This is a genomic window from Streptomyces sp. NPDC058985, assembly GCF_042740985.1.
Lineage (GTDB): Bacteria > Actinomycetota > Actinomycetes > Streptomycetales > Streptomycetaceae > Streptomyces.
Genome location: NZ_JBHYJX010000010.1, coordinates 127,901 through 148,931, shown reverse-complemented (window position 1 = coordinate 148,931; position 21,031 = coordinate 127,901). Strand labels below are relative to the sequence as shown.

At 66.9% G+C, this 21,031-nt stretch carries 14 protein-coding genes and 1 pseudogene; 10 read left to right on the top strand and 5 right to left on the bottom strand.

All coding sequences use genetic code 11. From position 1 onward, the window contains the following. On the top strand, positions 1–440 hold a 440-nt coding region (locus tag ACFW01_RS12325), incomplete at its 5' end, for a hypothetical protein (RefSeq protein ID WP_384503314.1). A gap of 357 nt (positions 441–797) precedes the next feature. Here the strand turns inward: ACFW01_RS12325 and ACFW01_RS12320 are convergent. Next, positions 798–1,712, bottom strand: coding sequence for an MBL fold metallo-hydrolase (locus ACFW01_RS12320; protein ID WP_384503312.1), 915 nt, complete (start codon positions 1,710–1,712; stop codon positions 798–800). 1,480 nt (positions 1,713–3,192) lie between these two features. Here ACFW01_RS12320 and ACFW01_RS12315 point away from each other — a divergent pair. The 3 genes from ACFW01_RS12315 (at position 3,193) to ACFW01_RS12305 (ending at position 5,936) form a co-directional block, all read left to right on the top strand. After that, positions 3,193–3,741 (top strand): RNA polymerase sigma factor, encoded by a 549-nt coding sequence (locus ACFW01_RS12315; protein WP_384503310.1) that lies wholly within the window; start codon positions 3,193–3,195, stop codon positions 3,739–3,741. Between the two features lie 125 nt (positions 3,742–3,866). Then, on the top strand, positions 3,867–4,751 hold the full coding sequence (locus tag ACFW01_RS12310) for an RNA polymerase sigma factor SigF (RefSeq protein ID WP_384503308.1): 885 nt from the start codon (positions 3,867–3,869) through the stop codon (positions 4,749–4,751). Between the two features lie 213 nt (positions 4,752–4,964). Beyond that, positions 4,965–5,936 carry a hypothetical protein gene (locus ACFW01_RS12305; protein ID WP_186779673.1) on the top strand — a complete coding sequence of 324 codons (972 nt, stop codon included), beginning with the start codon at positions 4,965–4,967 and terminating at the stop codon, positions 5,934–5,936. A 34-nt stretch (positions 5,937–5,970) separates the two neighbouring features. On the opposite strand, the gene ACFW01_RS12300 is transcribed toward ACFW01_RS12305, so the two are convergent. Beyond that, positions 5,971–7,920, bottom strand: coding sequence for a hypothetical protein (locus tag ACFW01_RS12300; RefSeq protein ID WP_376650613.1), 1,950 nt, complete (start codon positions 7,918–7,920; stop codon positions 5,971–5,973). 637 nt (positions 7,921–8,557) lie between these two features. Between ACFW01_RS12300 and ACFW01_RS12295 the strand changes: the two genes are divergently transcribed. Next, positions 8,558–11,356, top strand: a complete 2,799-nt coding sequence (locus tag ACFW01_RS12295; RefSeq protein WP_384503306.1) for an AAA family ATPase — start codon at positions 8,558–8,560, stop codon at positions 11,354–11,356. A gap of 198 nt (positions 11,357–11,554) precedes the next feature. After that, positions 11,555–12,264, top strand: a pseudogene (locus ACFW01_RS12290) (IS5 family transposase); the annotation flags it as partial. A gap of 227 nt (positions 12,265–12,491) precedes the next feature. On the opposite strand, the gene ACFW01_RS12285 reads toward ACFW01_RS12290, so the two are convergent. Together ACFW01_RS12285 and ACFW01_RS12280 are read right to left on the bottom strand one after the other, a co-directional pair. Next, the gene (locus ACFW01_RS12285; RefSeq protein WP_222515089.1) at positions 12,492–12,914 is read right to left on the bottom strand and encodes a hypothetical protein; all 423 of its coding nucleotides are present in this window, start codon (positions 12,912–12,914) and stop codon (positions 12,492–12,494) included. A 543-nt stretch (positions 12,915–13,457) separates the two neighbouring features. Next, positions 13,458–14,585, bottom strand: coding sequence for an epoxide hydrolase family protein (locus ACFW01_RS12280; RefSeq protein ID WP_384503304.1), 1,128 nt, complete (start codon positions 14,583–14,585; stop codon positions 13,458–13,460). A 1,318-nt stretch (positions 14,586–15,903) separates the two neighbouring features. On the opposite strand from ACFW01_RS12280, the gene ACFW01_RS12275 reads away from it, so the two are divergent. Beyond that, entirely contained in the window at positions 15,904–16,995 is a 1,092-nt protein-coding gene (locus ACFW01_RS12275; protein ID WP_384503302.1) for an MBL fold metallo-hydrolase, read from the top strand. Positions 16,996–17,239: 244 nt separating this feature from the next. Here the strand turns inward: ACFW01_RS12275 and ACFW01_RS12270 are convergent, their stop codons facing one another. Next, positions 17,240–17,833 (bottom strand): hypothetical protein, encoded by a 594-nt coding sequence (locus ACFW01_RS12270; protein WP_186779668.1) that lies wholly within the window; start codon positions 17,831–17,833, stop codon positions 17,240–17,242. A 211-nt stretch (positions 17,834–18,044) separates the two neighbouring features. Between ACFW01_RS12270 and ACFW01_RS12265 the strand changes: the two genes are divergently transcribed. The 3 genes from ACFW01_RS12265 (at position 18,045) to ACFW01_RS12255 (ending at position 20,980) form a co-directional block, all read left to right on the top strand. After that, complete coding sequence (locus ACFW01_RS12265; protein WP_186779667.1) at positions 18,045–18,317, top strand: WhiB family transcriptional regulator; 273 nt, start codon at positions 18,045–18,047, stop codon at positions 18,315–18,317. A gap of 112 nt (positions 18,318–18,429) precedes the next feature. Beyond that, positions 18,430–20,004: a cytochrome bc complex cytochrome b subunit gene (locus ACFW01_RS12260; protein WP_186779666.1), complete on the top strand. Its 1,575-nt coding sequence runs from the start codon at positions 18,430–18,432 to the stop codon at positions 20,002–20,004. 133 nt (positions 20,005–20,137) lie between these two features. Then, positions 20,138–20,980 carry an alpha/beta fold hydrolase gene (locus tag ACFW01_RS12255; protein WP_384503299.1) on the top strand — a complete coding sequence of 281 codons (843 nt, stop codon included), beginning with the start codon at positions 20,138–20,140 and terminating at the stop codon, positions 20,978–20,980. The last annotated feature ends 51 nt before the right edge of the window (positions 20,981–21,031 follow it).

The following is a 21,031-nucleotide window of genomic DNA, read 5'->3' as shown; positions in this document are numbered from 1 at the left end:
CAGACCGTGACGCACGAGACAAACCCATAACCACGGGATGCCGGCGCACGCGAACGAGGAGAGGATTCATGGCCACAGCACGAAGGACACGACGGCGGATCGCCACGGTCACGGCAGCGCTCACGACCGCCGCAGGGCTGCTGTTGGTAACGGCGGCGCCGGCGAGTGCCGAAGTGAAGTCCACCTGCGGCACCTACATCTGCGTCGCCACCGCATACCAGGGCCGCGACTACGTCCAGGACATCACCGTCACCACGAGGGACGGCCTGCCGGGGACGCTACGTGCGTTCGTCGGCGACTACCGGGGGAGCAAGGCGAACGCCTCGCGGTGGCGGTTCGTCGTCAACCGGGAGATCAGGGCGTACCCGAGGCTAGCCGTTTGCGGCGGACTCGATCGCGGTGGCAGGGTCATCGAGAACCACTGCGTGATGATCCCCTGAAGCCGGGCCGGCCCCGCGCCACGAGTCCTGAGCGGACCTGCAGGTCGACCCAGGTCCTGCTGTAGGGAGTCGGTGAAGAAGGAAGCCATTTCGCAGGCGCTGCGGAGGTGCAGAAGTCTCTGCGTAGTCGTCCTTGTGGACCTCCATGTGCGATGCACGGGCTGTCCTGACGCGCGGTGGCTGAATGGCCGAGTCTGTCCCCGTTTTGTGTTCACCCGGACTGGGTTTTCGGCATCCGACGGGGCTCGGCGATCGGAACGGGGTCCGCGCTGCGCGGGCAGGCCGCGGTGCTCGCCGCAGCCTGCCCGTATCCGCGCCGCCCAGGCCCTCAGGCTGAACCGGCAGCGATGCCGAGACTCAGTAGTCCCAGACCGTCGGCACGAAACGGAAGGCGTTGCCGGCCGTCGCCACGTGGCAGACGGACGGGAACGGCAGGTGGCTGGCCATCAGGTGCTCACCGCTCGCCGCCATCTCCTTCAGTAGACGCATCCGGACCCGGGCCGACTCCTCGGGGTCGTGTTCAAAGCCGTTGTACCAGCCGGGCTGGTCGAACCCGCACTGGAACACAGCGTCACCGGCGAACGTCAGCCGCTGTCCACCCGACTCCAGGCGGACGATGCTGTGACCGGGAGTGTGACCCCCGGTGCGCTCGATCAGTACGCCGGGCGCGACCTCGAACTCGGTCTCGAAGGGGTGCAACTGGCCGCGGTAGACATCCAGGAACCGTGCGGCGGTCGTGACGAGCGTCTCGGGCACCGGCGCCGGCATGGCGGTGCGGGAGAAGTCGGGCGCCTGCCAGAACTCGGCTTCGGCCGCGGCCAGGTGGACCCGGAGGTCCTTGCGCAGCCGGCCCCTCAGACCCTCGACGAGCAGTCCCCCGATGTGGTCCATGTGCAAGTGGGTGAGCACCACGTCGGTCACGGACGCGGGATCGATCCCGGCAGCGTCCAGCCTCATGGCCAACTGCCCGGCCCGGGGGAAGCCCGGGAACTCCGTACCCAGCCCGGAGTCGATCAGGATGGTCCGGTCCCCACTGCGGACCACGGACACGTTCAGCGGGTAGTCGATCACCTCGGGCGGCAGGAAGTTGTCACGGAGCCAGGCCGACAGCTCGGCCTTGGCGGCATTGGTGGCCAGCGTCGCAGGGTTGATCGCCAGTACCCCGTCACTGATCACTGTGACATCGATGTCGCCGACCTTCAGCGCGTAGCGAGACGGAACTGCCTCGTCCCTCATCGGTGCGTGCGAGTGTGCGACGTTGATCTGGTTCATGTGCTCGTCCTTTGGAAGGCCTCGACAGAAGTCATCGACGAAGTGACGAGATCACTCCGTCCTACTCTCTCCAAGACAATTCAAGGTCAGCGCCTGTGACGACCCATCACATAATCCACACATTCGTGTGGAGCTCACCCCAGCAGCCTCACATCATGAGGACGTAGGTCTCGTGAGCAGGACGTCAGGAAGCGGCGCGGCCCTCGGGCGCAACAGGGCGGCCAGCCGCCGTCCGATCTTGCGGATCAGGGCCAGTGGCCTGCCCTTGCAGCAGCTCCGGCCCGGCGATCCCTCGTCTCGTCAGCCCAGAGATATGCGCGACGGGACAGCCCGTGTCCGTGCGACGGTCGGGTGGCAACGCACCGGTCGAGGCCGGCTGTTCGACCACGACCAGCACCGTTCCGTGCTCGGCCTGGAGCTTTGCCACGCAGTGACGCCTCGATCGCCCCGGCCCTCTCCTCATCACCACGCACCACATGCAGGTCGAGATACGTCCAGGAATCGATCCGGCGTTCAAGCTGCGGGCGGCTCAGATGAGTGCCGCGCGGACGGCCTTCAGGTACTGATCGACGTCGTACCGCGGCGTGAGAGATGGCCGGATGCCGTCCGGTCATCGCGTCGTAGGTCCTCGAGTCCCGCGTCCGTGGCGGTGGCGTCGGCGAACATGGTCACGTGGTGACCTCGTCCCATGCAGTTACGCGGTGGACTCGACGCACATGGTGCCGATCATCCCGGTGATGGTGATGTATTCCGCCCGGTGCTGATGGAGCTCCACGTCGAGGTCGGTCGTGGCCAGGACGTCGATGTTCTTGTGGGGTGCGATGACGATATCGTCGCAGGTGGGAGAGAGCCCGGGTGGAACTCCGTGCCCCAGCTGCCCTCCTCGAACCTACGGTTCTCGAACAGCACCTGATGGATGCCAGCCAGGCGCTTATGCCATGGGGGGAGAATACCGGGTGGTCCAGTTCGCGCACCCCGGGCCAGCAGTCGCTTCAGGTTGTGGAAGGTGCCGATCCTGTCGAGCTCCGCCTGGCAGAACGGTATTCCTTCCCGCTCCTGGTGGAATACCTCGTTCGTCGTGTCGATGAGGGGCAGCCCGGTCCCGGCCCCGATTCGTACGGTGTGCTCATCGGTTTGCAGGCCAACTCGTCCGAGCCGGAAGGATCGTCCAGTCGCCTCTCGGCTGGAGTCGGCGGGGCGTGTACACGTTTTCGGCGCCTGATTCCTCTACCTGGTGAAAGCACATCGAGCCTCGGGAGGCCAACGCCGTGACAGGACAGTGGAGTTGGGTGATAGTGGGCACCGGGGCGGCTGCTGCGGGCGCGGCTGTACGAACCTGCGGATACCTGCTCAGAGAGCGGGTGCGTGCCCGGGCGATGGTCCGGATGGCACGTGAGCTGTCCGTCCGCGGGGGGAGGGCCGAGGTGAGCGACCAGGACGGCACCGCATGGAGCGTCCGCCTGGACGAGCAGGATCCTCAATGACAGCCCCGCCCGAGGAGGAGTTCGACGCCCTGTTCCGTACGTGGTACCGGCCCTTTCTGGCGCAGGCGATCTTCGTCTCCGGAGGGCGCCGCACTCTGGCCGACGACGCGGTCCAGGAGGCCTTCCTGCAATGCTGGCAGCGCTGGAACGCCCCGCACTTGGAACCGGTCAGGGCCTGGCCCGCATGGCTACGCACCACCGTCGTACGGGAGGTGCTGCGACTGCAGAAGGAAGCCGGCTCGATCGGCTTCGATACAGAGCACCACGACCGGGCCGCGGCGGAGGTGGACTTGGCGTCCTGGATGGATGCGCGCGGCGCCTACCGCACCGTGCTGGAGCGCATCGTGTCCCTCAGCGACAAACAGCGCGAAGTCATGGGCCGCTGCGCGATTGCCGGACAGCCGCTGGGGGATGCCGCGAAGGAGATGCGAATCCAGGTCGCCACCGCGCGCGTGCATCTGCACCGCGCCCGCCAGGCGCTTGAAGATGTACGAAGCCAGCTGCAGGAGCTGGGTGTGATCGACACGGGCGAGGGGAGGCAGTGATGACCGGCCACCACGACGAGGATGAAGTTGCCGCACTGCCTGCGGGGGCGGTCCGTCGCGGGCGGAAGGCGGTGAGGGCCGACCACCATGACAAGGACGACATTGCCGCGCTGCGAGAAACCCTCATGGCCAGTGAAGGACCGATCGGATCGCTCGTGGCCACAGCCCAGGACGTCGAGTCCGCGCTGGCCAGAGTCAAGCGGCGGACCAAGACACAGCCCACCCCTCAGCCGTCCCTTGGCACTACGTCGTCCGCCGCCGACCGTAGTGACGCGCGAGCGATGTTCCTCCAACTGCGCGCGATGCCAGGCGGCAGCCCGGAGTACGCCGAGCTGCGCAACCGGCTGGTCCGGATGCATCTGCCGCTCGTGGAGCACCTCGCACACCGCTTCCGCAACCGCGGTGAGCCGCTGGACGACCTCGCCCAGGTCGCCACCATCGGTCTGATCAAGTCGGTCGACCGTTTCGACCCGGAGCGCGGCGTGGAGTTCTCCACGTACGCCACCCCGACGGTGGTCGGTGAGATCAAACGCCACTTCCGTGACAAGGGCTGGGCAGTGCGTGTCCCCAGGCGCCTTCAGGAACTGCGCCTTGCGCTCACCACGACCACTGCGGAGCTGTCGCAGGAACATGGCCGACCGCCCACGGTCCACGAGCTGGCCACGAAGCTGTCGATCTCGGAGGAGGAAGTCCTGGAGGGCCTGGAGTCCGCGAACGCGTACTCCACACTGTCGTTGGACGTCCCCGACACCGACGACGAGTCCCCGACGGTCGCGGACACCCTGGGAGCCGAGGAAGAGGCACTCGAGGCCGTCGAGTACCGCGAGTCCCTCAAGCCGTTGCTGGAAAGCCTCGCGCCGCGCGAGAAGCGGATCCTGCTGCTGCGCTTCTTCGGCAACATGACCCAATCGCAGATCGCGCAGGAGGTCGGCATCTCCCAGATGCACGTCTCCCGGCTACTGGCGCGCACACTGGCCCAGCTGCGAGAGAGGCTCCTTGCGGAGGAGTGAACTGCCCTATACAGAACCTTCCGTGCCCGCGTTACCCGCTCCCGGCAGTGCCTTGGGACGCACTGCCGGGCGGCGAAGGCTGCGGGTACGCGAGGCACCCTGGCAGGGCGCACGCCCCACCCGGTTTCGGCTCGGTGATGGTCTTTTGCGCGAAACCGTAGCTGGGCTACGTGTAGGTGGGTGGCTGCTACGGGGGCGGGGGAGGAGGCGGGTATGAGTTCTGGAGAGACAGACGGATTACACGAGGGGGCGCAGTGTCGGCCTTCGGGGGAAGGGGCAAGCGGCAGCGCTGCGCGGCCGCGGTCAGGCAGGCGAACGGGCGATGAGGGCGGTCAGGGCTCCACGCGGCCGGAGGGTGATGCGGCGGCAGCGGAAACCGGGGACGGCGGCCCGCAGCCGGAGGGAGGGTTCTGGCACAAGCAGAACAGGACGCTCGAGATCGTCGGCGCCGTCGTTACAGCGGTTGCTGGGGTAGCCGGACTGATCTTTCTCTTCTGGCCCGATGCGCAGCCCAAACCTGCGCCCGAGCCGGCGCCGGACGTCGAACTGGTCGACTCGGACGTCGACCGGGAGCAGAACGTCGCTGCCGATGTGGTCTTCGACGGACAAGTCACCGAACAGGTTCAGGTACCCGCGTCCGTAGTCAGCGCGACTTTGCGGAACAGTGCAGACAACCCCGTTCTGATCACCCGTGCCGAAGTGAACCTCGTTTCTGCTACTGAGGTCAACTGCCGCTACGGGGCCGGGCCGACTGACATCACTGCGCAGTACGACATCAAGATCCCGGCCGAAGCCCGCGAGGGAGCCGTAATCCACCGGAAAATGAAGTACACCCTGCCGCCGCATGCTCAAGAGCGGGTTGCGTTCACGGTGGGACCCGAGCGGTACGGAGAGGGGTCGATGCCCTGGATCTACACCTTCACCATCTCCCTGTACATGGACGACGGTGCCACGGTCACGGTGCCCGAGGTCACCTACCTGGCTCCGACCGACAGAGCCACAGCATTTCTTGCCATGGCGGATCAGGCCACGGGCCCGCCACAGCCGGGCGGGCCAGGGCTGATGGACCCATCCTGCATCGCCAAACAAGCCCGCTTTGTAGCGCAGTTGGTCAAATCTGCGCCACGCCCGTCGCCGGAATTGCGGGAATTCAGCGCAGACCTGGCACGCATTGTTGCTCGGTGAGAGGACCTCGTGCCCGTTGAGGCCGTGGCAGGGCTTATCGGCTGCCCGGCGGCTTCGGCCACGGGCTCCCTGTGGCGGCTGCGTCCAGCAGGTCGCCCAGACGCAGCCAGGCGGTGGGTCCGGAGTGGGTGGCGGGGCAGGCCGCGAAGCGGTCCCATGCCTCCTGGTCACTTCCCAGAGCCTCGCGTACGGCCGTGACCACCGCGGCGTGGGCGGTTGCGTGGTAGTCGCCCCGGGCGCGCAGCGCCGTCCAGGCCGGAAGGGCGCGCACGAGTGCCGGATCGGCCTCCGTTCTGCCCAGGACCAGCTGGGTCCAGGCCTCACGCCAGGACGGCCCGCCGCCAAGGCGGGTGCGCAGGCGCTCGGTGAGGCGGAGCAGCACGGTGTCGGGACAGCTGTGGCGGCGCAACACGTTGTCGAAGTCGTCACGTGACCGGTATCCGCTGGCGGCGCAGGACAGCAGGGCCTTCTCCACGAGGGAGTCGTTGCCGGCGTGCCGGTTCAGGTAGTCGCTCAGGGCCTGCGTCTGGAGACGGGCCAGGTCGCGCACGGTCACCTCGTCGGGAGCGCCGAGCGCGGTCCGGCGACGTTCCACGCCGGTCGCGGGGGCAGGGTCCGCAAGCACGCGCTCGATCGTGTTGAGGATCTCCTGGATTTCGCTCCGCTCGTCGTGACGCGGCTGGAGGCCGGGGTGACGGTAGCTCAGCCGCTCGCGCGCGTCGCGGACGAGGGGGCCGACCCCCGCCCTGACGTCTTCGGTGATGGTTGGAAGGCGCAGCACCATGTCGCGGACCCAGGTCACCTCGCGCGCGGTGATTCCCCGATAGCGGTCCATAGACTCCCAGTAGGGCAGGGCACGGGCGGCGGTCTCGGCGAACTGCGTGGCGAGATCGGTGAGCAGGGCGGCGGACGCCTGCCACTGGACAGGGCGGTAACCATCCTTGGCCTGCGTGGGGTTGAGGATGTGGCGCCATGTTCCCACCGCGGCACGCTGCGCCCAGGTGATCGGTGCGTGACACCCCATGTCGAGCAATGTGCTGCTCTTTCGGCGCAAGGCATGATGGAAGAGCGTCTGCTCGTCGTCCGTCACTGCAGACAGGTCCGTGGCGAAGTGTTCCAGGACCTGCTGCTCGTCCGATCCGGCGCGGAGCATGCGGCAGCCCCGGGCCAGTAGCACTTCGAAGGAGAAGCGGTCGAGGTCGGCCTTGGCGAGCTCGGCCAGCAGCGCGGGTTCGACCGCCCAGGGCAGACTACCGAGCAGCTCGTCGCGGATCAGCCCCTCGGCGCCGGCATCGGCAGCCCACGCTATGAGCTCTCGGTGACAGTGCGGATGGCGGTTGAGTACCTGACGCCACATGCTGCGCCACGCGTCGTACGCCTGTTTGTACTGCTCCCACGTGCCGTCTGTGTCGGATCCCTCGCCGATCTTGTCCGGATCAGGCTCGGTGGGAAGCGTGTCCCGGGCAGCCTCGAACACCAGAGGGTGCAGCGGTCCTTGCCGCAGCACGGTCTGGGCCGCAGTCGGCTCCTGAAGCAGCTGTGGAGTCATGGGCAGCGGTGCACCGCTGCGTGCACGCAGCTCCGCGGCAACCGTGGCGGCGAGGCGTGCATCCGCGCGCGGCGTCCCGAGCATGCCCAATTGCTCACTCGTGCACCGTCTGAGGGCCTGCTCCCGCAGTGAGGCCGTGCACGACGGGTGCTCGAGGGCAGTCGCGACCAGTGCGGGCCGCTGGCCGACGCCAGACGCTTCCCCCTCGCCCCCCAGACCTGCCTCCACGGTGGTCTGCAGAAGCCACAAGGGTGCCTCCTGCGCGTACGGGCCCGACAGCAAAGCCTCCACCAGGGCTGACTGTGCATGCCCGGGCTGCGCCGCTCGGGCCTGTTGTACCGCCAGTTGCACCACCGGGTCGTTTGGGCTGCGGCCAGCCATTGCCGTGCGGAGAAAGTCCACGGGGAGCACAGGGCTCAGATCTTGGCCGGTCACGGTTCTTCTCCATCACTGCGTGCAGGGCTGTTGAGTCGGAATGCTGCCGTACAGCACTGACACCGAACGCTCTGACCGCAGGGCGGCAGGGCCGCGGCCCTGCCGCCCTGCGGTCAGAGGCTATCGGCGGTTGCGACCGTGTGCTCCTCGTTGGCGTGTCTGGCCGCCGATTGCCCTGGCAGCGCGGGCTGCCAGCTTTGCTGGGTACGCGATGCGCAAGCGGCAGCGGCCGAGGACATGGCCGACAGCCCGAGGTCCACCCGACGACGTGGACGAATCGCGTCTGGGGATCGTGAGTGAGGGGCGGTGCCGGCGGGAACGGGCGAGGACGGGCCGAGCCGACAGGATCCGGGCGTTCTCCTGGTACGTCCTGGTGCACCAGCCGGCTTCTTCCGCCAGCACGGTGTAGCTGTTCATGACGGTGACCGGGTTGTCGACACCGGCCTTCGAATCCACGAAATGAGTCATGCCCCTATGTTCGGTGCCCCCGCCGCTGTGACGGGCCGGTCGCGCTCCGCATGCGGGGGCGGCCGGTGCCCTGTTGGCTGCCAGAGGGGGCACGGGTGTGCGGTCGATACTCACCGCGACGCTTGGTGGTTCAGGACGATGCTCCGATAGAATTTCTTGGACGACGGACATGGCGGAGCGATACTTCCCGACGAAGGCGGACATGATGCCTGACATCGCGCCGTTGCGGGGGCGACGCGGCGAGCTGGCGGAACTGGAAGCGCTGGTGGGCGGTGCCCGCGGTGGCCGCAGCGGGGTGCTGGTCGTCTCCGGCGAGGCCGGTGTCGGCAAGACGGCGCTCCTGGACCACCTCACCGCACGGACCGCGGCACACGTCCGCACCGAGCGGATCGTCGCTTCCCAGTCCGAGATGGAACTCGCCTACGCCGGCCTCCAACAGCTCTGCGGGCACATGATGGGTTCGGCCGCCAGGTTGCCGGCTCCGCAGCAGGAGGCGATCGAGGTGGCGTTCGGGCTGCGCACCGCCGCAGCGCCGAGCCCGTTCTTCGTGGGGCTGGCCCTGCTGGGGCTGCTCACGGAGGCTGCCGAGGAGCAGGCGCTGCTGTGCGTCGTCGACGACGCACAGTGGCTCGACCAGGCGTCCGCGCGTGCCCTCGCCTTCGCTGCCCGGCGCTTGGACGCGGAGGGCATCGCCTTGGTGCTTGCCATGCGGCAGGTCGACCCGGTGTTCGCGGGCCTGCCCCACATGGTCGTCGAAGGGCTCGGGCACGAGGATGCGTGCGAGCTGCTGCGCCTTGCCGTGCCCGGTGGTCTCGACCGGCGGGTGCGCGACCAGTTGATCGCGGAGGCTCGTGGCAATCCGCTTGCCCTGCGCGAACTGCCCCGGGCACTGAACCCGGCCCAGATCGCCGGCGGTTTCACCCTGACGGGCTCCCTGCCGCTGGAGAGCCGCATCGAGCAGAGCCTGGTCGTGCAGCTCGCCCCGCTGCCACCGCCGACGCGCCTCCTGCTGTTGCTGGCGGCCGCCGAACCCACCGGTGACCCGGGGCTGCTGTGGCGTGCGAGCGCAGTACTGGGACTGGGGCCGGAAGCCTTCGACACGGCCAAGGCCGCCGAGGCCCTCATCATCGGCACCCGCGTCGGCTTCCGCCATCCGCTGGTGCGGTCGGCCGTGTACCGGGCGGCGTCACCGGGCGACCGACGTCGCGTCCACGCCGCTCTGGCCGACGTCACCAACGCCGAACACGACCCAGACCGCCGGGCCTGGCATCGGGCCAGCGCGACCCTGCAACCGGACGAGGAGGTCGCCGCCGGTCTGGAGAAGTCCGCGGTCCGCGCACGAACGCGCGGCGGCGCGGCAGCTGCCGGCGCGTTCCTTGAGAAGGCAGCGGAGCTCACACCCTCGCCGTTCCACCGCGGGCAGCGGCTGATCGCGGCGGCCGAGGCCAAGCACGACGCGGGCGCGTCGGACGCGGCCCTGCGCCTGCTCGAGTCCGCCCGCGTCCTTCCCCTCACTGCGCTCCAGGAGGCGCTCGTGGTGCGGCTGCGCGCGCGGGCCGGATACGCGCTACGGCGTGACCGCAGCGGAGCGCAGAACCTCCTCGACGCGGCACGGGGGCTCGAAGGGCTCGACAGAGTCCTCGCCCGCGACACCTACATCGAAGCGCTCGCGGCGGCGACTTACGGCGGCAGGCTCGGTGACGCCGAGCAGGTGGCCGCCGTCGCGCACGCGATCCTCGGCGCGACGCCCGCCGCCGAGGAGACCGACCGGGCACGGGACCTGATCCTGCGCGGACAGGCGCTCCTGGCCACCGAAGGGCAGGCGGTGGCGCTCCCCACCCTGCGACGGGCCCAGCGTGCGTTCCTCGAGCAGGCGCCGGACTTCCTCGAACTGCACTGGATGTGGTTCGCCTCTCGCGCCGCCCAGGACCTGTGGGATCCCGACGGGCTGCGTGCGCTCGCCGACCGGCAGGTCGAGCTCGCTCGCGCCGAAGGCGTCGTCACCGTGCTGCCGATTGCCCTGAGCCTGCTGATGCTCGTACAGATGACCGACGGCGACCTGGACGGGGCGGAAGCCTCCTGCGACGAGATCGACGCCATCAAGGAAGTCACGGGCAACCCGCTGCCGCCGTACGGGCGGCTCCTCCTCGCCGCGTACCGGGGGCAGGCCGACGAGGCGGAGCGCTTGGCCGAGCGGATTCGGGCCGACGGGCTCGCGCGCGGCGAGGGATACGCGCAGAGCGCGGCCAACTTCTCCGAGGCGGTCCTCTACAACGGCCTGGGGCGCTTCGCCGAGGCGGTGGCCTGCGGCCGGCGCGAGCTGCCGTACACCCATGAACTGAACCTCGCGATGCGCACGCTGCTCGAACTGGTGGAAGCGGCCACGCACACCGGTGAGCACGCCCTCGCCGAGCAGGCACTCGAACAGTTGGCCCGCGTTACACGGCCGGTGGGCACCAGCTACGCGCTGGCCGTACTGGCGATGGCCGAGGCGCAACTGCGTGCGGGGGACAAGGCCGAGAGCCTGTATCTGGACGCGATCGCGCGCTTCGAGCACGAGCGGATCCCGATCTGGGAGGGGCGGTGCCGCCTGCTGTACGGCGAGGCACTCAACCGCCAGGGGCGGACCGCCGAGGCGCGCGAGCAGCTCCGCGCCGCCCACAAGGGACTGACAGCCTGCGGAGTGAACGGATTTGCCCAGCGTGCCGTGGACGAGCTGCGCGCCTGTGGCGAGACCCTGCGGGTCCACGCACGGGGGTCGGCGGCGCGGCTCACCGAACAGGAACTGAATGTGGCGCGCCTGGCCCGTGAGGGGCTGACGAACCGCGAGATCGGCACCCGCCTGTTCATCAGCGCACACACCGTCGAGTACCACCTGCGCAAAGTCTTCGTGAAGCTCGGCATCAAGCGGCGGACCGAGCTGAAGCCTGCCCTCGCCGGACTCACACCGACCGCGTCGAGTGCATGAACGCCCACGAGCCGGTGTCCTCTCCCGGTTCCGAACGCGGGCGACGTCCGCGCCATGCCCTCCGGAAGGGCCGTCCGGTGGCTCACCGCAGGGTGGCCGGTGCCGCTACTTGCTGAGCCACAGGCCGGGGCCGCCACTTTGTAGTGGATGGCCCTGGGACTCAGGCCGTGGGCGAGTAGGTCGGTACGGATCGCCTTCATGAAGGGCAGCGGTCCGCGGCCGTGGATCGCGTGGGACGAGCTGTGGTCGCTCATCGAGCCGTTGTTTCCCGAGCCGGGGCCGGAGCTGGTGGAAGGCAGGCCGCGGGTCCGGGACCGGCAGGCACTGTGCGGGATCCTGTTCGTGCTGCATACCGGTATCCAGTAGGAGTACCTGCCCGAGAAAACTGGGCTTCGGAACCGGCATGACGTGCTGGCGGCGCCTGGCGGGCCTGGAACGAGGCTGGCGTGTGGGACCAGTTGCAGCTGGTGCTGCTGAAGAAGCTGGACTGGTCGAGGGCGGTGATCGACTCCTCTCATGTGCAGGCGGCCCCGACACAGCCCAACCGCGGGCCCAGCCTGGTCAGCCGTGTGCGGCCGGACAGCAAGCACCACGTGCTCACCGACGGCCAGGGCATCCCGCTCGCCGTGTCGCTGACCGGCGGAAACCGCAACGACGTCACCCGACTGGGTCGGCGAGGAGTGCATCCGGCCGGTGTCGGGGCCGGCCCAACGCCGGCCACGGCCGGGACTTTGTCCGGCAGCGGCTACGACCACGACAAGTACCGCCGCCTGCTGCGGCAACGCGGGATCCGGCCAGTAATCGCCGAACGAGGGCAGGAACACGCCAGCCGTCTGGGCACCTTCCGCCGCCTACGCATCCGCTGGGAACGACGCAACGACATCCATGAAGCCTTCCCCGACCTCGCCCACCTGTCTTCACTTACCGCCACGTCAAACGCCCTTGTTAGGACCTCTTTTTACAGCGCTGCTCGTGGATGGGCGGGCCATCGTGACAGCGGGGATGCCGTCGCCCGTCACCTCTCGGAAGTGCTGTCGCCGCCAGAACGGGGCGCGTGTCCATGAGGACGTGAGCACTGCTGACGCGGCGCCCTTTCCCGTGTCATGCATGGACCGCTGCGCCCCGTTGAAGGCGCTCAGACGGTCTGCCGTGGAGGCAGGAACGCGCCTGCAGTCTCCGGGTCCGGCCAAGGCGTTACGGTCTCGCCGGCGACGAGCCAACCGCGGACACCGCCGCGCTTGAGTCGCAGCTCGTAGAGGAACGGTGCAGCGGACTCGCTCATGCGGCGGTAGAGAAGCACAGTGGCGTCGTCGCCCTGCTCCTCCAGGTGCAGAATGCGGTACTCCGTGGACAGGGCCCTTTCCCCGTTACTGCCACGAGCCGCGAACTCGGCGAAGACATCCTCGCGCGGTGCCGCGACGATCGAGCCGTCCTTGCTCGGGAACAGGATGGCCATATCGGCAGCGTAGAGCTTGTCCATTTCGTCCATCCGATAGTTGCTTCCATCCTCCACGACGTAGCGGATGAATTCCTCGATCTCCTTGTTGACCGTGCCCATAGTTTCCTCCAGGAAGCTTCTGGCGTGCCGAGTCCGGGCAATCCAATTGCCCTAAGGTCGGCGGTGCGAGTGTTTGCCTGCTGTGCGACGCGAACGTAGACGAGTGAGTCCACTCAGTCGTCGGCGGTCGATGGTTGTTAGCCCGACCCCCACAGGGCGGGTATCACTGGCGCGACCACATCTTTACGTGCGACCACCCAGACCCTTGTTCGGCGCCTATCGAACAAGCTACCTTGTTCATTCGGTATTTGTCGAACGTTGTGCCTGTGGCAAAAGCCACAGCGTGGAATTGCTTAATTCGGCCTTCTTGGAGAGGCTAGGAGGACGACCGACCAGTTCCGATTTCGATCATCGTGAATTCCGATCATGAACCCCCAGGGGTGCACCCACGCCCTGCGGGCGCGCTTGCTGGGGCATGGAGCGAAGTTCCTGGAGGAATCGGCCTGGTGGCGACCGGACTCCCCGCGGCCGGCCGATATGAACCGATGGCAATGACGGCGCCGTGCGTACAGTTCCGTCACCTCGTAGTCGCGCGCATACGGATCACGCGCCGCGGAACAGGCGGCCGAACTTGCGCATTTCCTCCGCGAAGATCACGGGCTGCTCGAAAGCTGCGAAGTGACCCCCCTTGCTGGCCTGGTTCCAGTACACGAGCTTGGAAAAGGCCCTTTCGGCCCACGCGCGAGGCGGCGTATAGAATTCCTTGGGGAACAGTGTGACGCCCATCGGGATGTCAATTTCTACGGCATTCATGGTGACGTCAGAATTCTCCCAGTAGAAGCGTGCAGCCGATTCAGCGGAATTCGTCAGCCAGTAGAGGGTGATGTCGTCCAGCATTTCATCCAGAGTCCAGATGGACTCGGGGTTCTTGTTGCTGTCGCTCCACACTCCGAACTTCTCGTAGATCCAGGCAGCCTGACCCACGGGCGAATCCGCCAGCGAGTAGGAAACTGTCTGCGGCCTGGTCATCATTTCAAGCTGATAACCGATCTCGTTCTGCTGCTGCCGGTTCAGCTGATCCATCGCGACCTGTTCCTCGGGGGTCAGGTGATCGAGGTCGAGATCGGGCGGCACGATCTGCGGGAAGTTCAGGTGGAGGCCCAGCAGCCCCTTGGGCCGCAGCACACCCAACTGGGCGTTGACTGCCGCTCCCCAGTCGCCGCCCTGGGAGAGGTAGTGATCGTATCCGAGGCGCGGCATGATCTCAGCCCATGCCTTGGCCGTCCTCGCACGCCCCCAGCCCAGATCGTCGGGCTGGTCGGAGAACCCGAACCCCGGCAGAGAGGGAACGACCACGTGGAAGGCGTCGCGTCGTGATCCACCGAATTCGGTGGGATGCGTCAGACGCCGGATCACGTTACGGAATTCCAGAACGGATCCCGGCCAGCCGTGGGTCAGCATGATGGGCATCGCCTCGGCGTGCGGTGACTTGGCGTGCAGCAGGTGGATGCTGACCCCGTCGATAACCGTGCGGTACTGACCGAAGCTGTTGAGCAACGACTCCACCCTGCGCCAGTCGTAGTGCCGCTTCCAGTACTCCACGAGGTGCTTGACGCGCCGCAGAGGGGCTCCCTGCGACCAGTCGTCCACCAACTCTTCCGCCGGCCACCGTGTCATTTCCAGCCGCTGCCTCAGATCGCGCAGCATGCTCTCGGGCACGTGAAGCCTCATGGGAACAACGGCATCATTCGGCGGGCTCGGCAGGTACAGGTCCGCAGCTGTAGTGCCTGCTTTTGGGGCTGCCTGGACGGCTCCGGGGGTGATCACTGAAGCTGCGGACCCCGCCCCCAGGGCGCCCATGGCGTACAGCAGTCGCCGACGGCTCAGAACACTTTCTCTATTCGGCATCAGCTTCTTGCTCCTGTCGGTACGTTCTGGCGACCGCGGTACTCCGGCGGCCTGCATGACCAGAACAAGCGCTGGGCACCCCGGTCTGGATCCCACACACCGGGCCCCTTATGGACCTGCGGTCGGTTTGCGCTCTGGGACTCACGGATCGTGAGTGCGAGTCGCCAACTCGACTTGCAGGAAGCCCTGTACAAGCACCTGCACGTGCCGTCTTGTCGTCCAGGTAACGACGAGGGTGCATACCTGACGCATCGGCCTCGGGCGTTCGGAAGGCTTCGGACCGTATTCAAAGGAGGCAGTCGTGGCGCGGGCGACGAGCGCCCGCCCGGCAACCCGATGCCTGGAACGTCCGCGCAAGCGGTTCTACAGAGACTAATGTTCGTTATCCATCGAACATATCTGGAAACGTACCACGGCCATCGTCCGTGCGGCATCTGACAGCCGTGGCATCAGTCACAGCGTGAGCGTCCTGCGGAATGGATGGAGATCGGCAGCGCTTCTCCGTGCTGCACCTCCGTCATGCGGACGGGTGTGATCTGCTCCCGGGCCGGCCATCGCGTGAGGCATGCCGGTTCGGAGCGCGTCGAACGCTCATGTAGATTGTTCGACGTGTTTCGAACGCTTCGCATCGTGTGAGGGTGGCGGTGCGCCACCGCAACCTGGCCTGTCGGGTCGAGTGCATGTCGGCACTCCGGCGACGGCGGAGCCGCAGAGAGGACGGTCAGTGACGGCTGGAGGAGCAATGCGATGAGTGATGTCTCCCGCTGCGGACGCGGATTCTCCCTCGTCTGAGGAACTACGGGATGAGCGGCGCGCGGAGGCGCGCCCTGGGCATCGAGTAGTCCTCCTGGCGGCGGTGCTCTTTCGGCGCGCACGTACAGGGCATGCGGCCCAGTCGGCAGGCGACGTGCACGCGCTGCGCGTGCGACCGAGACGGCTCCTGACTTCACCGCGTGATCAAGCAGGACGGGGCGGCTGAGTGACAGCCGGAAGCGGTTTGTCATTAATCAACCGGAATCATCCACTGTCATAGTGTGCTCAGTAACACACCGCAACATCCAACATTGTGTACAACCCTCCGATTTTGTGATGTCTGATGCCGGGCGCATCGTGCCCGGTGCGAGTCCTGGAAGGCGAATCGATGACCAACACTCTTCGGCGAACTGAACCGGCCACGCGGCGCAGTGTGCTCAGGGGCGCGGCCGCTGCGGCCGCCGTGCCTGCTGCGGCGGGACTGCTCGGCACGACGATGGCGGGGACCGCCGGCGCTGCTGAACGGGAAGCCTTGCCGGACTTCGCACCGGTACCTGCCAGCGCCCTGGGCCCGGCGATGAATGCGCAGGGGTACCACGTCGGCAAGATCCAGGGCAACCTTTACTGGGTCACTGACAGCTTCTACACCTCGATGTTCCTCACCACACGCAAGGGCGTGGTACTCGTCGACGCGCCACCGACGATCGGACACAATCTTCTGCGCGCCATCGGTGAAGTCACCAAGGCCAACGGCAGGCCGAGCAAGGTGACGCATCTGGTGTACTCCCACTCCCACGCCGACCACATCGGAGCGTCCGCCATCCTGGGTCCCGATGTGGTGCGCATCGGCCACGAGGAGACCCGCGCGCTGCTCAAGTACCAGTCAGATCCCAATCGCCCCGTGCCGAAGGAGACGTTCCGCGACAGGTACGTGCTCGAGGTGGGGGGCGAGACGCTGAAGCTCGCCTATCACGGTCCGAACCATTCACCCGACAACATCTATGTCTACGCGCCCGAGTACAAAACGCTCCTGCTGGTGGACGTCTTCTACCCCGGCTGGGTGCCGTTCGAGAACCTCGCGATGTCCGAGAGCATCCCCGCCTGGGTGGACGCGCATGACGTGGCGATGAACTACCGTTGGCAGACACTGGTCGGCGGACACTTGGGGCGCCTCGGTACCCGAGCGGACGCATATCTCCAAAAGCGGTACATATCAGACCTCGATGCGTCCGTGCGCACCGCTCTGACCACCGTGGACCCCACGCCGTACATGACGAAGTACGGCCCCAGCGGCAATGCCTGGGCCATCTTCAAAACATACCTCGACGCCGTTGCCCGAGAGGCCGCCGAACCCGTGTCCGACAAGTACACCGGCATACTGGCAGGCGCCGACGTGTACACCCTGGGGCACGCCGCGACGCTGATGGAATCCCACCGCATCAACGGGGGCATCCTCGGCCCCTTCGGTACCCGCCCCTGAAAGAGCCCCGCCGCCTGCTGCCCGTCGTAGCGGTGACCGGCAGGCAGCAGGCACGGACACGTGCCAAGCACACTGTTGAAATGCGATACACTTTTCACAGTGTTCTTGCTGTGATGTAGGTACCCTGCGACAGCAGTCTGGAACACGCTTCAGCACCTGCCGATGGAGCCAAGCAGGTGCGTAGCTGCTCCGGACGCCACTCGGTCCCCCGCGAGCCGGCGTCCGGAGCGGTCAGTCAGGGTGTTTACCGGGCGCGGTAGAGCCCACGGCCAGCCCGGCGGATACGGGAGTTGCCGACGAGACGGTCGAGGGTGCTGCGAACCGCGTTGATGCTCCCGCTGTCACTATCGCGGCCCAGCGCCGCCGCGACATCACGAGCGCGCACGTCGGCGTCGCCGACGCCCGCGAAGTACTCCAGGATCTGCTCAGTGAGCCTGCCGTAGTTCCGCTGCTGGCCGTCTTCGGTGCGGGGCGAGCGCGAGGTCCTCTTCGCCGTCTGCGGCCGCTGTGCCGGCTGCTCGACGCGCGACTCGGTCCGGGACCCGGCGGTGTCGGCGTCCTTGACGGGGACGTCAGCGTCCGCCGGCGCAGCCTCGGCTGCCCGGGGGCGTTCTGTGCGCGGGAGAGCGGCGGCAGGCTCGGCGGAGCCCGTGCTTGCCGGGGTGAGCATGAGGACCTCGAGAGCGCTGAGGGCACGCTGAACGGAGCCGAGGTGGGCCACGACTGCGGCCAGTTCCCGCTCGAGTGCCTGCTTCTGGACCTCTAGGCGGGCAAGGTCCTCCTGGAGGCTCTCTGCGGTGATCTCAACATTGTGTGCCGCGCGAGTTCCCGAGACCATGTGTTCCTCTCATTCTCATCCGTACGTGCACATCATAAGCGGGAGCCCGCTCTTCACAAAGATGCACCAATTGTTGCCACTGTCCCCCAGGGAGTGCAACGGGGGGCCGAGGGGAAGTCTGTCAGGCCCGAGTGCGGAAACCCCTGTGTCACACATACGGGCAGTGCCCGGTCTCACAAGCCAGATACTTCGTCACCGAGGAGGCGCAGCCATGGACTGGCGTGAGAAGGCGAGTTGCCGACACGAGGATCCTGATCTCTTCTTCCCTGTAGGCAACATCAACAGTGGCCCGTCGCTGGTACAGGTTGATGAGGCGAAGGCCGTGTGCCATCGGTGCCCCGTGATGGAGACATGCCTGAACTGGGCGATCGGGGTCCCGCCAATGGAGGGGATCTGGGGCGGCACTACGGAGAGCGAGCGCCGTGCCATCAGGCGCCAACTGGCACGCCGGACGACCCGGACCACCGTGAAGGCCGTCGCGTGACCGGTTCCGGGGTGCTGGGGACGGAACCGCGACACGGTTATGTCACATATTCACACGGTGTCTGGTCGTATGGGAGACAGACGTCCGCAATCCCAGCCGTTGGAGTGCCACCGTGAATGAGTCGGGTGAAAGGGTCGCCCAGTGGACGAAAGAGCGGCTGGGCCACCGCGGCAGTGCCCGGGGAGCACTGCGGAAGGCTTTCCCAGGGCACTGGTCGTTCCTGCTGGGAGAGATCTGCCTCTACAGCTTCGTCGTCCTCGTACTTACGGGCGTGTACCTGACCTTCTACTTCCACCCGTCGTCCGAGCAGCTGATCTATGAGGGCAGCTACGTGCCGCTGCAGGGGCAGCTGGTCTCGGAGGCGTTCGACTCGACCATGCACATCTCCTTCGACGTGCGTGGCGGCCTCCTCATCCGGCAAGCCCACCACTGGGCGGCCTTGGTATTTGTTGCCGCCGTGTTCACGCACATGATGCGGGTCTTTTTCACCGGCGCCTTCCGAAAACCGCGTGAGCTCAACTGGGTCCTGGGGTTCTCCCTGCTGATCCTGGCCATGTTCGGGGGACTCACCGGATACGATCTGCCGGGCGACCTTCTGTCCGGCACCGGGCTGGTCGTCGTGAACGGAACGATCCTCTCCATACCCATCGTCGGCACCTACCTGTCGATGTTCCTCTTCGGCGGAGAGTTCCCGGGAAACGATCTCGTAGCCCGCTTCCACACCATCCATGTCCTGCTGATCCCGGCCCTCATGACGGCGCTGATCCTCGCCCACATCGTCCTGTCCCTCCGCCACAGGCACGCCCAGTACCCCGGTCCGGGACGCACCAACGACAACGTCGTCGGCATACCCGCCCGGGTGTATGCGGTGAAGGCGGCGGGATACTTCTTCCTGGTCACCGGTGTGATCTTCTTCCTCGCAGCCATCGCACAGATCAATCCCGTCTGGGAGTACGGCCCCTACCGGCCCGACCAGGTCTCGGCCGGATCACAGCCCGACTGGTACATGGGCGTGGCCGACGGACTCCTGCGGGTCATGCCCGGATGGGAGATCAGCGCCTGGGGTCACACGCTCGCCCTCGACAACCTTGTTCCGCTACTGGTGGGCGTCGGACTCTTCGCCGTAATGGGCGCGTATCCCTTCCTCGAGGCGTGGGTGACCGGCGACAACCGGGAACAGCACCTCCTCGACCGACCGCGCAACAGGCCCGCGCGCACCGCACTTGGGGCCGCCTGGCTGAGCGTGTACATGGTGTCGCTGATCGGGGCGGCCAACGACCTGATCGCAACGCGTTTCCACGTCTCTGTCAATGCTGTGACGTGGGGGGTCCGCATCGGCTTGTTCGCCGTACCGCTCGTCGTCTACTTCGTTGCGAAACGCTGGGCCCTCGGCCTGCAGCGACGCGACCGCGACAAGGTTCTGCACGGCCGGGAGACAGGCATCATCAAACGCCTCCCGCACGGAGAGTACGTCGAGGTGCACGAGCCGCTCGGCCCCGAAGAGCTGCATGCGCTGACCGCGCACGAGCAGTATGCGCCACTTGCTCCGCCGACCAAGGACCACGACAACGCAAGGCCCACCCGCGTACAGCGGCTACGGAGCCGGCTCAGCCGCGGTCTCTACGGAGAGACTTCGCAGATTCGGAAGCCGACTGAGAAGGAATACAAGGAAATTACTCATCCGTAGATGTCACACGGCGACCGGGTTCCCTGTCACAGAAGCGGAGGAGGAACGTAATTTCTCTGCTCCGAAGAGGCCCGGTTCACAAGCGGATCCCTCCATGGCCGCGCACCAGTAAATTCCCGGAAAGGTCTTCGAAATGAACTCGCGTTCTGTTTACCGCCGTCTCCGCACACCACTCACTCTTACGGCCGCAGCGACGGTCGCAGGCGCTCTTCTCGCCACGTCGGTCGCTCCGGCGAGCGCCGGCAAGGGAGCACCGTCTCAGCACCGCAAGCCGACCGTGGTCCTTGTCCACGGCGCATTCGCCGATTCGACCAGTTGGAACGGCGTCATCAAGAAGCTGAAGCGGCACGGATACCCGGTCGTAGCCGTGGCCAACCCGCTGCGCGGACTGAGCAGTGACTCCGCCTACGTCAAGGAACTCCTGGCCGGCATCGACGGGCCCGTGGTGCTCGCCGGACACTCGTACGGCGGATCGGTCATCAGCAACGCCGCCCGCGGCGCCGACAACGTGAAGGCGCTGGTCTACATCGCGGCCTTCCTGCCCGACAAGGGAGAGAGCGCGCTCGCTCTCTCCGGGAAGTTCCCGGGCAGCACCCTCGGCGAGGCCCTCAAGCCGGTCCCGGTCACCCAGCCCGACGGCTCCCAGGGCGTCGATCTCTACATCGACCAGAGCAAGTTCAACCACCAGTTCGCGGCGGACGTCCCGAAGAACACAGCCGATCTGATGGCTGTCACTCAGCGCCCCGTGACCAGTGCCGCATTGGAGGAGGAGGCCGGCGAGCCCGCCTGGAAGACCATCCCCTCGTGGGTCCTGGTGACCACACAGGATCTCAACATCCCGCCGAAGGTCCAGAAGTTCATGGCGGACCGAGCCAAGGCCCACACGGAGAAGGCCGTCGCCTCGCACGCGGTGAGCGTCTCGCAGCCGGACAAGGTCGCCGACATCATCCAGGACGCCGCCCGGACGGTCCGCTGACCGTCGGCCCCACGGCAGAAACCGGGGCGGGATGGCGCGACACGCCATCCC

Coding starts and splice junctions, on each gene's coding strand:
- ACFW01_RS12320 (WP_384503312.1), bottom strand. CDS start 1,712: ATGAACCAGATCAACGTCGCACACTCGCACGCACCGATGAGGGACGAG.
- ACFW01_RS12315 (WP_384503310.1), top strand. CDS start 3,193: ATGACAGCCCCGCCCGAGGAGGAGTTCGACGCCCTGTTCCGTACGTGG.
- ACFW01_RS12310 (WP_384503308.1), top strand. CDS start 3,867: ATGGCCAGTGAAGGACCGATCGGATCGCTCGTGGCCACAGCCCAGGAC.
- ACFW01_RS12305 (WP_186779673.1), top strand. CDS start 4,965: ATGAGTTCTGGAGAGACAGACGGATTACACGAGGGGGCGCAGTGTCGG.
- ACFW01_RS12295 (WP_384503306.1), top strand. CDS start 8,558: ATGGCGGAGCGATACTTCCCGACGAAGGCGGACATGATGCCTGACATC.
- ACFW01_RS12285 (WP_222515089.1), bottom strand. CDS start 12,914: ATGGGCACGGTCAACAAGGAGATCGAGGAATTCATCCGCTACGTCGTG.
- ACFW01_RS12280 (WP_384503304.1), bottom strand. CDS start 14,585: ATGAGGCTTCACGTGCCCGAGAGCATGCTGCGCGATCTGAGGCAGCGG.
- ACFW01_RS12275 (WP_384503302.1), top strand. CDS start 15,904: ATGACCAACACTCTTCGGCGAACTGAACCGGCCACGCGGCGCAGTGTG.
- ACFW01_RS12270 (WP_186779668.1), bottom strand. CDS start 17,833: ATGGTCTCGGGAACTCGCGCGGCACACAATGTTGAGATCACCGCAGAG.
- ACFW01_RS12265 (WP_186779667.1), top strand. CDS start 18,045: ATGGACTGGCGTGAGAAGGCGAGTTGCCGACACGAGGATCCTGATCTC.
- ACFW01_RS12255 (WP_384503299.1), top strand. CDS start 20,138: ATGAACTCGCGTTCTGTTTACCGCCGTCTCCGCACACCACTCACTCTT.